The sequence below is a fragment of the Pseudomonas sp. YNh genome (assembly GCF_037993085.1).
Lineage (GTDB): Bacteria > Pseudomonadota > Gammaproteobacteria > Pseudomonadales > Pseudomonadaceae > Aquipseudomonas > Aquipseudomonas putida.
On the sequence record NZ_JBBMRJ010000007.1, the window covers coordinates 114,002 to 128,687 of the forward strand.

Below are 14,686 nucleotides of genomic sequence, written 5' to 3' on the forward strand. Positions count from 1 at the left end.
GGAGACACCGTCATGTTGCATATTTTCTGTCCCCACTGCGGCGAGCTGCGCTCCGAAGAAGAGTTCCACGCCTCTGGCCAGGCGCACATCGCCCGCCCGCTGGACCCTGCCGCCTGCTCCGACGAGGAGTGGGGTACCTACATGTTCTACCGTGATAACCCACGCGGTATTCACCATGAACTGTGGGACCACGTTGCCGGTTGCCGCCAGTACTTCAACGTCACCCGCGACACCGTGACCTACGAAATTCTGGAAACCTACAAGATTGGCGAAAAGCCGCAAGTGACCGCCAACGGTAAAGCTGCGAACGCACCGTCGACCGTCAAAGGCCAAGGGGAAAAAGTATGAGCCAGACCTATCGCCTCGCCAGCGGCGGCCGCATCGACCGCAGCAAGGTCCTGAACTTCACTTTCAACGGCAAGACCTACCAGGGTTATGCCGGTGACAGCCTGGCCGCCGCACTGCTGGCCAACGGTGTCGATATCGTCGGCCGCAGCTTCAAGTATTCGCGCCCACGCGGCATCATCGCTGCCGGTACCGAAGAGCCGAACGCCATCCTGCAGATCGGTTCCAGCGAAGCCACCCAGATCCCCAACGTGCGCGCTACTCAACAAGCGCTGTACGCAGGCCTTGTCGCCACCAGCACCAACGGCTGGCCGAACGTCAACAATGACGTGATGGGCATCCTCGGCAAGGTGGGCGGCAGCATGATGCCGCCGGGCTTCTACTACAAAACCTTCATGTACCCGAAATCGTTCTGGATGACGTACGAAAAGTACATCCGTAAAGCGGCAGGCCTTGGCCGTGCACCGCTGCAGAACGACCCGGATAGCTACGACTACATGAACCAGCACTGCGACGTGCTGATCGTCGGCGCCGGCCCTGCTGGCCTGGCCGCTGCACTGGCTGCTGCGCGCAGCGGCGCCCGTGTGATCCTGGCTGACGAGCAGGAAGAGTTTGGCGGCAGCCTGCTCGACAGCCGCGAAACCCTCGACGGCAAGCCTGCCGCCGACTGGGTCAACGCCGTGATCAAAGAGCTGGAAGGCCTGCCGGAAGTGACCCTGCTGCCACGTGCCACGGTCAACGGCTACCACGACCACAACTTCCTGACCATTCACGAGCGCCTCACCGACCACCTCGGCGACCGCGCCCCGATCGGCCAGGTACGCCACCGCGTGCACCGTGTACGCGCCAAGCGCGTGGTACTGGCGCCCGGCGCCCACGAGCGCCCGCTGGTGTACGGCAACAACGACGTACCGGGCAACATGCTGGCTGGTGCTGTGTCCACCTACGTTCGCCGCTACGGCGTGGCACCGGGCCGCAAGCTGGTGCTGTCGACCAACAACGACCACGCCTACCGCGCCGCGCTGGACTGGCACGACGCTGGCCTGCAAGTGGTCGCCATCGCCGACGCCCGCCACAACCCACGTGGCTCGCTGGTTGAAGAAGCGCGTGCCAAAGGCATCCGCATCCTCACCTCCAGCGCCGTGGTCGAGGCCAAAGGCAGCAAGCATGTCACCGGCGCCCGCGTGGCGGCTATTGATGTGCAGGCGCACAAAGTCACCAGCCCAGGCGAAACCCTTGAGTGCGACCTGATCGCAACCTCCGGTGGCTACAGCCCGATCGTGCACCTGGCTTCGCACCTGGGCGGTCGCCCAGTGTGGCGTGACGACATCCTCGGCTTCGTACCGGGCGATGCGCCGCAGAAACGCGAGTGCGTGGGCGGTATCAATGGCGTCTACGCCCTCGGTGACGTGATTGCCGATGGCTTCGAAGGCGGCGTTCGCGCAGCCACCGAGGCGGGGTTCAAGGCCTCTGTCGGCACCCTGCCAAAAACCGTGGCGCGCAAGGAAGAGGCCACCGTGGCACTGTTCCAGGTGCCGCACGACAAAGGCAGCAAGGGGCCGAAGCAGTTCGTCGACCAGCAGAACGACGTGACCGCCGCAGGTATCGAGCTGGCCACCCGTGAAGGCTTCGAGTCGGTCGAGCACGTAAAACGCTACACCGCGCTGGGTTTCGGTACCGATCAGGGCAAACTGGGCAACATCAACGGCCTGGCCATCGCCGCCCGTTCGATCGGCATCACCATCCCGGAAATGGGCACCACCATGTTCCGCCCCAACTACACGCCGGTGACGTTCGGCGCGGTAGCGGGCCGTCACTGTGGCCACCTGTTCGAGCCCGTGCGCTTCACCGCCCTGCATGCCTGGCACGTGAAGAACGGCGCCGAGTTCGAAGACGTTGGCCAGTGGAAGCGCCCTTGGTACTTCCCCAAAGCCGGTGAAGACATCCATGCCGCCGTGGCCCGCGAGTGCAAGGCCGTGCGCGACAGCGTGGGCCTGCTGGACGCCTCGACCCTGGGCAAGATCGACATCCAGGGCCCGGACGCCCGTGAGTTCCTCAACCGCATCTATACCAATGCCTGGACCAAGCTGGACGTGGGCAAGGCCCGCTACGGCCTGATGTGCAAGGAAGACGGCATGGTCTTCGACGACGGCGTAACCGCCTGCGTTGGCGACAACCACTTCATCATGACCACCACCACCGGCGGCGCCGCCCGTGTGCTGCAGTGGATGGAGCTGTACCACCAGACCGAATGGCCGGAGCTGAAGGTGTACTTCACCTCGGTTACCGACCACTGGGCCACCATGACCTTGTCCGGCCCCAACAGCCGCAAGCTGCTCAGCGAGCTGACAGACATCGACATGGACAAGGAAGCCTTCCCGTTCATGACCTGGAAGGAAGGCAACGTCGGCGGCGTGCCGGCCCGTGTGTTCCGTATCTCGTTCACCGGTGAGCTGTCGTACGAAGTCAACGTGCAGGCCAACTACGCCATGGGCGTGCTGGAACAGATCATCGAGGCGGGCAAGAAGTACAACCTGACCCCGTACGGCACTGAGACCATGCACGTACTGCGTGCCGAGAAGGGCTTCATCATCGTGGGCCAGGACACCGACGGTTCGATGAACCCGGACGACCTGAACATGAGCTGGTGCGTGGGCCGCAACAAGCCGTTCTCGTGGATCGGCCTGCGTGGCATGAACCGTGAGGACTGCGTGCGCGAGAACCGCAAGCAGCTGGTAGGCCTGAAGCCGGTCGACCCGACCAAGTGGCTGCCGGAAGGCGCCCAGCTGGTGTTCGACCCCAAACAGCCGATCCCGATGGACATGGTTGGCCACGTTACCTCCAGCTACGCGTCCAACTCCCTGGGCTACTCGTTCGCCATGGGTGTGGTCAAAGGCGGCCTCAAGCGCATGGGCGAGCGTGTCTACTCGCCGCAGGCAGATGGCAGCGTGATCGAGGCGGAAATCGTGTCTTCGGTGTTCTTCGATCCGAAGGGTGAGCGGCAGAACGTTTGACTCCGGGCCCTGTGGGGGCAGGCCAGGCCTATCGCCGGCAAGCCAGCTCCCACAGGATCGATGCAGCTTTGAAGGTGGGTGAAATCCCTGTGGGAGCTGGCTTGCCGGCGATAGGGCCGGTAGCCACCACACAGAAGCTGCGTCGCATCGACGAACAAGAATTCAAGGCAGGTAAGAAATGAGCGCTATCAACGTCTTCCAGCAAAACCCCGGCGCCGAGGCCAAGGCCCAGTCGCCACTGCACCACGCCGACCTGGCCAGCCTGGTTGGCAAAGGCCGCAAGAACGCAGGCGTGACCCTGCGTGAACGCAAGTTCCTTGGCCACCTGACCCTGCGTGGCGACGGCCACAACCCGGAATTCGCCGCCGGCGTGCACAAGGCCCTGGGCCTGGAGCTGCCAGTGGCCCTGACCGTGGTCGCCAACAACGACATGTCGCTGCAATGGGTTGGCCCCGACGAGTGGCTGCTGATCGTGCCCGGTGGCCAGGAACTGGCGGTCGAGCAAAAGCTGCGCGCGGCCCTTGATGGCCAGCACATCCAGGTGGTCAACGTCAGCGGCGGGCAAAGCCTGCTGGAACTGCGCGGCCCGAACGTGCGCGAAGTGCTGATGAAATCCACCAGCTATGATGTTCACCCGAACAACTTCCCGGTGGGCAAGGCCGTGGGCACCGTGTTCGCCAAGTCGCAACTGGTGATCCGCCGTACCGCCGAAGACACTTGGGAGCTGGTGATTCGCCGCAGCTTCGCCGACTACTGGTGGCTGTGGCTGCAGGACGCTTCGGCCGAATACGGCCTGAGCATCGAAGCTTAAGGAGAGCAGAACATGAGTCGGGCACCGGATACCTGGATTCTCACCGCCGACTGCCCGAGCATGCTCGGCACCGTCGACGTGGTGACGCGTTACCTCTTCGAGCAGCGCTGCTACGTGACGGAGCACCACTCCTTCGATGACCGGCAGTCGGGGCGCTTCTTCATTCGCGTCGAATTCCGCCAGCCGGACGATTTCGACGAAACGGGCTTCCGTGCCGGCCTGGCCGAGCGCAGCGAAGCGTTCGGCATGGCCTTCGAGCTGACCGCACCCAATCACCGCCCCAAGGTGGTGATCATGGTGTCCAAGGCTGACCACTGCCTGAATGACCTGCTGTACCGGCAGCGCATTGGCCAACTGGGCATGGACGTGGTAGCGGTGGTTTCCAACCACCCCGATCTCGAGCCCCTGGCGCACTGGCACAAGATTCCTTATTACCACTTCGCCCTTGACCCCAATGACAAGGCGGGGCAAGAGCGCAAGGTGCTGCAGGTGATCGAGGAGACAGGTGCCGAGCTGGTTATCCTCGCCCGTTACATGCAGGTGTTGTCACCCGAGCTGTGCCGGCGCCTGGATGGCTGGGCGATCAACATTCACCACTCGCTGTTGCCAGGGTTCAAAGGTGCCAAGCCTTACCACCAGGCTTACAACAAGGGCGTGAAAATGGTCGGTGCCACCGCGCACTACATCAACAACGACCTGGACGAAGGGCCGATCATTGCCCAGGGCGTCGAGGTGGTGGACCACAGCCACTATCCGGAAGACCTGATTGCCAAGGGGCGGGATATCGAATGCCTGACCCTGGCGCGGGCTGTGGGTTATCACATCGAGCGGCGGGTGTTCCTCAACGCCAACCGCACGGTCGTGCTCTGACATCCTGTACCGGCCTCTTCGCGGGACAAGCCCGCTCCCACAGGTTCATCGCCATGTTCGAAAGAGCGGTGAGCCTGTGGGAGCGGGCTTGCCCGCGAATGGCCTCACAGCTTTGTACCTGCCGCTAAAAGACATCCCCCTGTCGCTTCCAGTCAGCGCACCCCGGCCTATCAGGCCCACAATTCCCTGCATTCCAGTAACACAAGCCGCCCATGGATGGCGGCGCGTTCAACCACCGCTGCATAAATAAAAATCAAGCGAGGTAAGAGCATGTCTGGCAATCGTGGAGTGGTATATCTCGGCGCCGGCAAGGTCGAAGTGCAACACATCGACTACCCGAAAATGCAGGACCCGCGTGGCAAGAAGATCGAGCACGGCGTCATCCTGAAGGTGGTCTCCACCAACATCTGCGGCTCTGACCAGCACATGGTCCGTGGCCGCACCACTGCCCAGGTCGGCCTGGTTCTGGGCCACGAAATCACCGGTGAAATTGTCGAGATCGGGCGTGACGTCGAACGCCTGAAAATCGGTGACCTGGTGTCGGTACCGTTCAACGTTGCCTGCGGCCGCTGCCGCTCCTGCAAAGAGATGCACACCGGCGTCTGCCTCACCGTCAACCCGGCCCGCGCCGGTGGTGCCTACGGCTACGTCGACATGGGCGACTGGACCGGCGGCCAGGCTGAGTACGTGCTGGTGCCATACGCCGACTTCAACCTGCTGAAGCTGCCGGACCGCGACAAGGCCATGGAAAAGATCCGTGACCTGACATGCCTGTCCGACATTCTGCCTACCGGCTACCACGGTGCCGTGACGGCTGGCGTAGGCCCAGGCAGCACCGTTTACGTTGCGGGCGCTGGCCCGGTCGGCCTGGCCGCTGCTGCCTCGGCCCGCCTGCTGGGCGCCGCCTGCGTCATCGTCGGCGACCTCAACCCGGCCCGCCTGGCCCACGCCAAGTCGCAAGGCTTTGAAGTGGTCGACCTGTCCAAGGACACCCCGCTGCACGAGCAGATCATCGACATCCTCGGTGAGCCGGAAGTGGACTGCGCCGTCGACGCCGTCGGCTTCGAGGCCCGTGGCCATGGTCACGAAGGCGCCAAGCACGAGGCCCCGGCCACTGTGCTGAACTCGCTGATGCAAGTGACCCGCGTGGCCGGCAACATCGGTATCCCGGGCCTGTACGTAACCGAAGACCCAGGTGCGGTAGATGCCGCTGCCAAGATCGGCGCGCTGAGCATCCGCTTCGGCCTGGGCTGGGCGAAGTCGCACAGCTTCCACACCGGCCAGACCCCGACCATGAAATACAACCGCCAGCTGATGCAGGCGATCATGTGGGACCGTATCAACATTGCTGAAGTGGTGGGGGTGCAGGTGATCAACCTGGATCAGGCGCCAGAAGGGTATGGCGAGTTTGATGCGGGTGTACCGAAGAAGTTTGTGATTGACCCGCACAAGATGTGGGGCGCGGCGTGATTTAATTCACTTGGACAGAAAGCCCCTCTCCAGAGGGGCTTTTTTACGGCTGCATTACCGACTTTAAAGTCTGCCTCGCCCATTGTAGGAGCGGCCTTGTGTCGCGAAAGGGGTGCGAAGCAGCCCCCGACGGTACGAGCACTTGCACCAAGTTCCTGGGGAAGCTTCGCAGTAGATCTGCCCGCGGAACATTAACGCCTGATACGACTAGGTTCTGGAGCTGGGGGCGAAATTTCATTAATGGCAGTTGAATACTTTGGCGAGAAATTGACGGGTTGCGTTAGATCGCTGCGTAAGCGACTGCGAAGGCGCAACGATAATTCACCGAGACGCTTCAGTTCTTCCTTCATGTGCTCAGGGGCGTTGTCGGGATGTATTCTCATATATCTCAAGTCAGCATGGATTATTCTTCTACGCTCTCGAATCTTGGAAAGGCCTTGCTGTATCCGTGGAGGAAAGTTGTCTTCAAAATACTGATAGTTCGGAAGCAGTAGATTCTCCGATTCAGCTTGAGCAAAGGATGGGGGCTGTGCGCCCTGTTGTCGAGCAGGTTGTAGTTCTTGTGGGGTGAGTTCGGGTTGCAGTTGTGCTTGGGCTTGAGCTCTATCACGACTTCTGGTCCGCCCGAATAGGTTGGCGATGCCTTTAATTGGACTCAGCCAACTTTGACCTGATGGATCTAACCGATTGACTGGATCGCCACTACAGTAGGCATATGCATTAATACCACCTGCGTCAAACGGACTTAATCTGTCAGCTGAGTGAAATCGCTGCAGGACGGGATTGTAAATGCGATGACCGTTACCAAGGGCATAGAAACTTGTAAATGCATCTCGGAGCTGGCCATTGAACGCCAAGAGACGTTGCTCTGCGGGTGCATTAATTGCATAACCGTACGGCGTGTAGGCAGAGGAATGAGGTGTGCGGTCAGAATCAGGGTGCTGCTTCATCATCTTGGCCTGCTTGATGTGAATTGTTGTTACCAGTATTAGGATGTCGAACGCATAGCGCTACTGATAGAAATGACAGGTTGGTACCACTGACCTGGGCTGTTTGATAGCCTCGACAACCGGCCCGGAACAAACCGTGAAACCTTAAGTCAAAACCCTCGTTTCCCAGGCCATCCCGGCCCACGAGGTCCCTCCCGATGAAAGCATTCACCCTGGCAACCCTTATGACCCTGGCCGCAAGCCCGGTGTTTGCCTTCAACCTCAGCGATGCTGCCAACGCCGTGTCCGCCATGCAAACTCAGAAGCAGCAGGGCCAAGTACAGGCTCCCGAGGCACAGGCCAATCTGCTGAACACCTTGGGCAGCGAATTGAAGATCACCCCCGAACAGGCCGTGGGCGGAGCTGGGGCGATGTTGGGGCTGGCGCGCAACAACCTGAGCAGCGATGACTACGGCCAACTGACCAAGGCAGTGCCAGGGCTGGACCTGCTGGCCGGTGCGAATGCGTTGGGCGGGTTAAGTGGGTTGGGCGATTTGCTGGGCAAGAACAGCGAAAGCGAGTCGGCCTTGAGCAACGCACTGGGCAACAACGTGGAAAACCGCAGCGACCTGGACAGTGCGTTCAAGGCGCTGGGGATGGATACCGGGATGATCGGGCAGTTTGCGCCACTGATTCTGCAGTATTTGGGGCAGCAGGGGATTGCTGGGTCATTGTTGCAGAACCTGACTAGCCTGTGGACCGCACCGGCATCTACACCAGCCCCTTCGGTGTAAAAAATAGAGGGCACTGAAACGTATTCATAGTCAGCGCTTAGGCGCGAGATCAGTGCCCTTTTCTTTAGTCTCATATTTAAATTGAGCGGGTTTTACGGATCTCCTTTCTGAGTTGATCAAATCGTAGTTTCGTATTTTCAAGAATTCCAAATCTTTCTTCATCTGCTACGTCAATCTCAATTCCATTGGACGCGCGCATTTCGATTTTTTTGCGGAGGTCAGCGAACTCATTTAGCAATGGCTCATTTTTCATGAGCTCTCTTTCGTAATATTTTATAAGTTCTGCCCGGTATCGAAACTGGTCAAGTCTAGTCAGCTCTGCTTCATCTGTATAGTTTATGCGTAAGGGTAGATTACTGAATCGTGTTATTTTTTGATCGCTGTGACCGGCGTGGTCAGAGTGCCCGGTATTACCTCGACCCCAACAGTAGGAGGAGCGGGTCGATCAAAAATCGATATCAGGCGTTTGAACGCTTTCTTTGGAGTTAGCCATATGCTCGCCCCTCGTATATGGCCTGTGGGGTCTTGATAATTGACCGGGTCACCTTCGCAAAAAGCGTAAGCGTTGAGCCCGCCCTGCTCAAACGGGCTGAGGTGGTCCGGAGCATGGAAGCGCATCAGAACAGGACTATAGCTGCGGTAGCCTTGGCCCAACGCATAGGCGCGGGCGGCAAGATCATATCGCTCACCATTAAAGCCAAGCACAGCGTTCTGGTTTGTGTAGTTATTACCCTGCCCATATGGGCAGTACGTAAACACTGCTACTGACACAGGGCTGGCCTCGCAAGACGGTCTGCCTCAGTCTTGATGTTTGCAAGGCCATGCACAACTAGCAGAATTATCAGTACCCGTCTTTGAGGTCAGCCGGCTTCGGAGAAGTCCACCATACGCACTGGGCGGCGGAAACCGGCAGTCAGCGCCGCCAGATACGCCAACCCCAGCGCAAACCAGCACAACCCGATCACCAGCGTCAGCGCCGACAGGCTCGTCCACAGCCACAGTGTCAGCCCCAACCCCACCAGTGGCACCACGCCATAGCTCAGCAGCCCCTTGGCATCCCGCTGGCTGGCATCGTCCATCAGGTGCGTCTTCACCACCGCCAGGTTCACCGCCGAGAACGCCACCAGCGCGCCGAAGCTGATCAGCGAGGCGAGGGTAGCCAGGTCGATCACCAGCGCCAGCAGCGAGAAGGCTGATACCAGCAAGATAGCGAACACTGGCGTACCAAAGCGCGGCGACAGGTAGCCGAAGCTACGGCGTGGCAGCACGTTGTCGCGGCCCATGGTGAACAGGATGCGCGACACCGCCGCCTGCGAGGCCAGCGCCGAACCCAGGCTGCCTGCAACATAAGCGGCGGTGAAGAAGTTGGTAAGGAACTGCCCGCCAGCCTTGAACATCACTTCGTTGGCCGCCGCATCGGCATTGGCGAAGCTGCTGCCCGGCAGCACCAGTTGGCTGACGTAGGCCAGCAGGGTGAACAGCAAGCCGGCAAACAGGGTGGTGAGGATGATCGCCCGTGGCACGTCGCGGCGTGCGTCGCGGCATTCTTCGGCCAGGGTCGATACGGCGTCGAAGCCGAGGAACGACAGGCACAGCACCGCCGCGCCAGCCATCAGGTGGCCGAAGCCCGGTTTGCTGCCATCACCGATTAGCGGCGACAGCAGGTCGAGCGGCTGGCCGGCGAGTGTCTGGCAGGACAGCGCGACAAACACGCCGATAAATACGATCTGCGCGCCGACGATCAGGTTGCTGGTCTTGGCCACCGAGTTGATGCCGACCACGTTCAGCACTGTCACCAGGGCGATGCAGGCGAGTACGAAGGCCCAGGCGGGCACTGCCGGGAACGCGATGTTGAGGAACAGGCCGATCAGCAGGTAGTTGATCATCGGCAGGAACAGGTAGTCGAGCAGCAGCGACCAGCCGGCAAGGAAGCCGATATTGGGGCCGAAGGCCATGTTGGTGTAGGAATACGCCGAGCCCGCCACCGGGAAGCGTTTGACCATGAAGCTGTAGGACGCAGCGGTGAACAGCATGGCCACCAGGGTGACCAGGTAGGCGCCGGCGGTGCGGCCACCGGTGAGTTCGGTGACGATGCCGTAGGTGGTGAAGATGGTCAGCGGGACCATGTAGACCAGGCCGAAGAACACCAGGGCGGGGAGGCCGAGAACACGGCGAAGCTGGGCGGGGGTAGAGCTAGGTTGGTTGGCCATTGATCGATCCAGGCTTTTTGTAATTGTGCTTTGATCGATTTTTATCCACTTAGGTGGGGTGTGACAAAGAAGTAATCCTAATGTTGATTATTAGCCTGGGTTTTAATCGGGATTCTGCTTTGCCTGTTCTGGCCTCTTCGCGGGTAAACCCGCTCCCACAGGTATAGCACTGCCTTTGAGTGCGGCGCCCTCCCTGTGGGAGCGGGTTTACCCGCGAAGAGGCCCGGTCAGACGATAAACATATCAGCCCATTTCGGCCTTGAGCAGCTCGATCCGCTGGTCCTTCGCCGCCCACAGCTGGTTCACCCAGGCCTGTACGGTCTGCCGGAACTCGGGGTCATTCTCGTAATCGCCCGCCCACAATGCCGGGTCCAGCTCCCGCACCTGAATGTCGATAATCACCCGGCTAATGCTGCCATTGAGCAATGCCCAGAACCCCGGTGCCTGGTTGCCGGGGTACACGATGGTCACGTCCAGCAGTGCGTCCAGCTGCTCGCCGAGCGCCGCCAGCACGAATGCCACGCCGCCAGCCTTGGGCTTGAGCAGGTAGCGATACGGTGACTGCTGTTCCTGGCGCTTGGCTTCGGTAAACCGGGTGCCCTCCAGGTAGTTCACCACGGTCACCGGCTGGCGTTTGAACAGCTCGCAGGCCGCCTTGGTGATCTCCAGGTCCTTGCCCTTGAGCTCGGGGTGCTTTTCCAGAAACGCCTTGCTGTAGCGCTTCATGAACGGGTAATCCAGCCCCCACCAGGCAAGGCCCAGCAGCGGAACCCAGATCAATTCCTTCTTGAGGAAGAACTTGAAGAAAGGCGTGCGGCGGTTGAGGCTTTCGATCAACGCCGGGATATCGACCCAGGTCTGGTGGTTGCTTACCGCAAGATAGGAGGTGTCCTTACGCAGGTTCTCTACGCCGCGGATGTCCCACTCTGTAGGAATGCACAGGGCGAAGATGGCCTTGTCGATTTCCGACCAGGTTTCGGCCACCCACATCACTGCCCACGAGGCATAGTCGCGGCCACGGCCCGGCAGCACCAGCTTGAGCAGGGCAAAGACCAGCAGCGGGCAGATCAACACAACAGTATTGAGCAGCAGCAGAGTGGTAGTAAGAATGCCGGTCAGCAGGCGACGCATAAAGAGACTCTTGTTGTGGGAAATAATCGGCTGGCAATGATAAGCAGGGCAGTGGCCTACGCCAAATGTCCAATGCCCTGCGGCGGCAACAAATGTTTCACATTATGTTGATTAGGCTTGGGACAGCGAACCTATCCTGCCAGTGCAGTCTAAGCACTGACCCTTCTCAAGGAAGCCTGCTTGTGAAATCTCTGTTTGCCATGTTGTCACTGTTGGCGCTGCCAGTAATGGCCGCCGAACCTACAATCTACGGCCGGTACGAGAACATCGCCCTGCCTGAGCTGGGCGAAACCCTGAAGGCCAAGATGGACACCGGTGCCTTCACCGCGTCGCTGTCGGCCAAGGACATTGAGCTGTTCAACCGCGATGGCGACGAGTGGGTACGTTTCCGCTTGGCGACCAAGGACTCGGACGGCAAGGTGTACGAGCACAAGGTCTCGCGCATCAGCAAGATCAAGGGCCGTGCCGATGAAGAGGAAGAGGGCGATGCGCCGGAAATTTCCAAGCGCCCGGTGGTGGATCTGGAGCTGTGCCTGGGTGACGTGAAGCGCACCGTGGAAGTGAACCTGGTGGACCGCAGCAGCTTCAACTACCCGCTGCTGGTGGGGTCCAAGGCGCTGCGTGAGTTCAAGGCCGCGGTCAACCCGGCCAAGAAGTTTACCGCTGGCAAGCCCGATTGCTGATTCAGGCTGCCTGCACTGGCCTCTTCGCGGGCACGCCCGCTCCCACAGGTTAACGCTGCTCTCGAAGGCTGGGCAGTATGTGTAGGAGCTGGCTTGCCTGCGATGGGCCGCAAAGCGGCCCCATGATCTCAGCGCTGAAGCAGATATTGCCGGGGCCGCTCTGCGGCCCTTTCGCGACACAAGGCCGCTCCTACACAATAGTGCGTCGCCATCGACATCTGCACAGGCCGCGCATCCATGCCCCATATCCTCATCGTCGAAGACGAAGCCGCCATCGCCGACACCCTGGTCTACGCCCTGCAGGCCGACGGCCACAGCACCGAATGGGTGACCCTGGGCGGCGCTGCCCTCGACCAGCAGCGCCAGCGCCCGGCCGACCTGATCATCCTCGACATCGGCCTGCCTGACATCAGTGGCTTCGAAACCTGCCGCCAATTGCGCCGTTTCAGCGACGTGCCAGTGATGTTCCTCAGCGCCCGTGATGGTGAAATCGACCGGGTGGTGGGCCTGGAAATTGGTGCCGACGACTACGTGGTCAAACCCTTCAGCCCGCGTGAAGTGGCTGCGCGGGTGCGGGCGATCCTCAAACGCATGGGCCCCAGGGCCGACCCGGCTACCGATGCGGCATTGTTCCAGCTCGACACCCTGCGCATGCAGATCACCTATCGCGGTCAGCCACTCACGCTGACCCGCCACGAATTCCGCCTGCTGCAATCCCTGCTGGAGCAGCCGCAGCGGGTGTTCAGCCGAGAACAGCTGCTTGATGCCCTGGGGGTGGCCTCCGATGCCGGGTACGAGCGCACCATCGACAGCCATATCAAAAGCCTGCGCGCCAAGCTGCGCCAGGTCGCGGGTGATGCCGAGCCGATCCAGACCCACCGCGGCCTCGGCTACAGCTACAGCCCGGACCATGCCTGATGCGCCTGGGCATCCGGATCTTCCTGGTGTACTTCCTGTTCGTCGGCCTGGCGGGCTACTTTCTGCTCAACACGGTGCGTGAACAGATTCGCCCGGTGGTACGCCAGTCTTCCGAAGAAACACTGGTCGACACCGCCAACCTGCTGGCCGAGATCCTGCGCGATGACGTCAAGGCCGGCACCTTGAGCCAGAGCCGCCTGCCGCAAGTACTCAAGGCCTACGGCTCGCGCAGCCCGGGCGCGCAGATCTGGGGCCTGGCCAAGAACCAGGTCAGCCACCGCATCTATGTCACTGACGCCAAGGGCATCGTGCTGCTGGACTCCAGCGGTGAGGCGCTGGGCAAGGATTACTCGCAGTGGAATGACGTGCTGCTGACCCTGCGTGGCCAGTACGGCGCCCGCTCCACCCGCAGCGACCCCAATGATGAAAGCACCTCGGTGATGCACGTTGGCGCACCGATCATCGACGACGGCAAGGTCATTGGCGTGGTCACCGTGGCCAAACCCAACAGCTCGCTGCAGCCGTACATCGACCGTTCCGAGCGGCGCCTGCTCACGCTGGGCCTGGGGCTGATCGGCCTGGGCTTGCTGATTGGCGCGGCGCTGTCGTGGTGGCTGGCACGCTCGCTCCGCCGGCTGGCCCGTTATGCCCAGGCGGTCAGCGAGGGTGAGCGGGCTGCGTTGCCGCACTACAAGGGCGGCGAACTGGCGCACCTGGCCCAGGCGGTGGAACGCATGCGCACCCAGCTGGAGGGCAAGGCCTATGTCGAGCGCTATGTGCATACCCTGACGCACGAACTGAAAAGCCCGCTGGCGGCCATTCGTGGGGCTTGCGAGCTGCTGCAGGACGAGGGCATGCCCGCCGACCAGCGCGCGCGCTTTGCCGGCAATATCGAGCGCGAGAGCGAGCGCTTGCAGCAGATGGTCGAGCGCCTGCTCAACCTGGCCAGGGTCGAGCAGATGCAGGCCCTGGAGGATGAACAGCAGGTGGCGCTGGCGGCGCTGGTGGACGAGTTGCTGTTGGCTCATGGGGCGCGGATCGAAGGCGCCGGTTTGCACGTGCGTCAGCGGGTGCCGGCTGGTTTGCGCTTGCTGTGTGATCCGTTCCTGATGCGCCAGGCGCTGGCCAACCTGCTGGATAACGCACTGGATTTCACCCCCGCAGGTGGCGCCCTTCTGTTTGACCTGGAGCGCGACGGCGAGCGGGTGGCATTGAGCCTGTTCAACCAGGGGCAGGCGATACCGGCGTATGCCATCGGGCGGGTCAGCGAGCGCTTCTACTCGCTGCCGCGGCCAGGGAGCGGGCGCAAGAGCACCGGGCTGGGGCTGAATTTTGTGGCCGAGGTAATGCAACTGCATGGCGGGGCGCTGGCGGTGGATAACGTCGATGGCGGGGTGCGGGTGCGATTGTGGCTGCCGGTGCGGCGTATCAGCTGAGATAGCCGGGGCTGCTTTGCAGCCCATCGCCGGCAAGCCAGCTCCCACAGGTACTGCGCAGGTTTCCGGCTTTGT

13 protein-coding genes are annotated in these 14,686 nt (G+C 61.3%); 9 read left to right on the top strand and 4 right to left on the bottom strand.

The window, feature by feature from the left end:
- The first annotated feature begins 12 nt into the window (after window positions 1–12).
- The 5 genes from WF331_RS09555 to fdhA all read left to right on the top strand — a co-directional run bounded on the left by WF331_RS09555 (window position 13) and on the right by fdhA (window position 6,510).
- A complete protein-coding gene (locus tag WF331_RS09555) occupies window positions 13–348 on the top strand; it encodes a sarcosine oxidase subunit delta (RefSeq protein ID WP_016484537.1) in 336 nt (111 codons plus the stop codon).
- Window positions 345–3,359: a sarcosine oxidase subunit alpha gene (locus tag WF331_RS09560; RefSeq protein ID WP_174370569.1), complete on the top strand. Its 3,015-nt coding sequence runs from the start codon at window positions 345–347 to the stop codon at window positions 3,357–3,359. The genes WF331_RS09555 and WF331_RS09560 overlap by 4 nt, the downstream gene beginning before the upstream one ends.
- 178 nt (window positions 3,360–3,537) lie before the next feature.
- On the top strand, window positions 3,538–4,170 hold the full coding sequence (locus WF331_RS09565; RefSeq protein WP_012270121.1) for a sarcosine oxidase subunit gamma: 633 nt from the start codon (window positions 3,538–3,540) through the stop codon (window positions 4,168–4,170).
- A 12-nt stretch (window positions 4,171–4,182) separates the two neighbouring features.
- Window positions 4,183–5,040, top strand: a complete 858-nt coding sequence (purU, locus tag WF331_RS09570; RefSeq protein WP_016484540.1) for a formyltetrahydrofolate deformylase — start codon at window positions 4,183–4,185, stop codon at window positions 5,038–5,040.
- Between the two features lie 270 nt (window positions 5,041–5,310).
- Window positions 5,311–6,510 (top strand): formaldehyde dehydrogenase, glutathione-independent, encoded by a 1,200-nt coding sequence (gene fdhA / locus WF331_RS09575; protein ID WP_016497631.1) that lies wholly within the window; start codon window positions 5,311–5,313, stop codon window positions 6,508–6,510.
- 191 nt (window positions 6,511–6,701) lie between these two features.
- Here the strand turns inward: fdhA and WF331_RS29305 are convergent, their stop codons facing one another.
- A complete protein-coding gene (locus WF331_RS29305) occupies window positions 6,702–7,463 on the bottom strand; it encodes an RHS repeat-associated core domain-containing protein (RefSeq protein ID WP_431357573.1) in 762 nt (253 codons plus the stop codon).
- A gap of 194 nt (window positions 7,464–7,657) precedes the next feature.
- Between WF331_RS29305 and WF331_RS09585 the strand changes: the two genes are divergently transcribed.
- Window positions 7,658–8,233, top strand: a complete 576-nt coding sequence (locus WF331_RS09585) for a DUF2780 domain-containing protein (protein WP_340622844.1) — start codon at window positions 7,658–7,660, stop codon at window positions 8,231–8,233.
- 366 nt (window positions 8,234–8,599) lie between these two features.
- Here the strand turns inward: WF331_RS09585 and WF331_RS29310 are convergent, their stop codons facing one another.
- The 3 genes from WF331_RS29310 to WF331_RS09600 form a co-directional block, all read right to left on the bottom strand.
- Complete coding sequence (locus tag WF331_RS29310) at window positions 8,600–9,004, bottom strand: RHS repeat-associated core domain-containing protein (RefSeq protein WP_445324499.1); 405 nt, start codon at window positions 9,002–9,004, stop codon at window positions 8,600–8,602.
- An 89-nt stretch (window positions 9,005–9,093) separates the two neighbouring features.
- The gene (locus tag WF331_RS09595; protein ID WP_241800950.1) at window positions 9,094–10,443 is read right to left on the bottom strand and encodes an APC family permease; all 1,350 of its coding nucleotides are present in this window, start codon (window positions 10,441–10,443) and stop codon (window positions 9,094–9,096) included.
- 243 nt (window positions 10,444–10,686) lie between these two features.
- Window positions 10,687–11,574, bottom strand: a complete 888-nt coding sequence (locus tag WF331_RS09600) for an acyltransferase (protein WP_340622845.1) — start codon at window positions 11,572–11,574, stop codon at window positions 10,687–10,689.
- 182 nt (window positions 11,575–11,756) lie between these two features.
- Between WF331_RS09600 and rloA2 the strand changes: the two genes are divergently transcribed.
- The 3 genes from rloA2 to creC all read left to right on the top strand — a co-directional run bounded on the left by rloA2 (window position 11,757) and on the right by creC (window position 14,611).
- Window positions 11,757–12,257, top strand: a complete 501-nt coding sequence (rloA2, locus tag WF331_RS09605; RefSeq protein ID WP_016497636.1) for a retropepsin-like aspartic peptidase RloA2 — start codon at window positions 11,757–11,759, stop codon at window positions 12,255–12,257.
- Window positions 12,258–12,494: 237 nt separating this feature from the next.
- A complete protein-coding gene (gene creB / locus WF331_RS09610) occupies window positions 12,495–13,175 on the top strand; it encodes a two-component system response regulator CreB (protein ID WP_016497638.1) in 681 nt (226 codons plus the stop codon).
- Complete coding sequence (creC, locus tag WF331_RS09615; protein WP_016497639.1) at window positions 13,175–14,611, top strand: two-component system sensor histidine kinase CreC; 1,437 nt, start codon at window positions 13,175–13,177, stop codon at window positions 14,609–14,611. The genes creB and creC overlap by 1 nt, the downstream gene beginning before the upstream one ends.
- The last annotated feature ends 75 nt before the right edge of the window (window positions 14,612–14,686 follow it).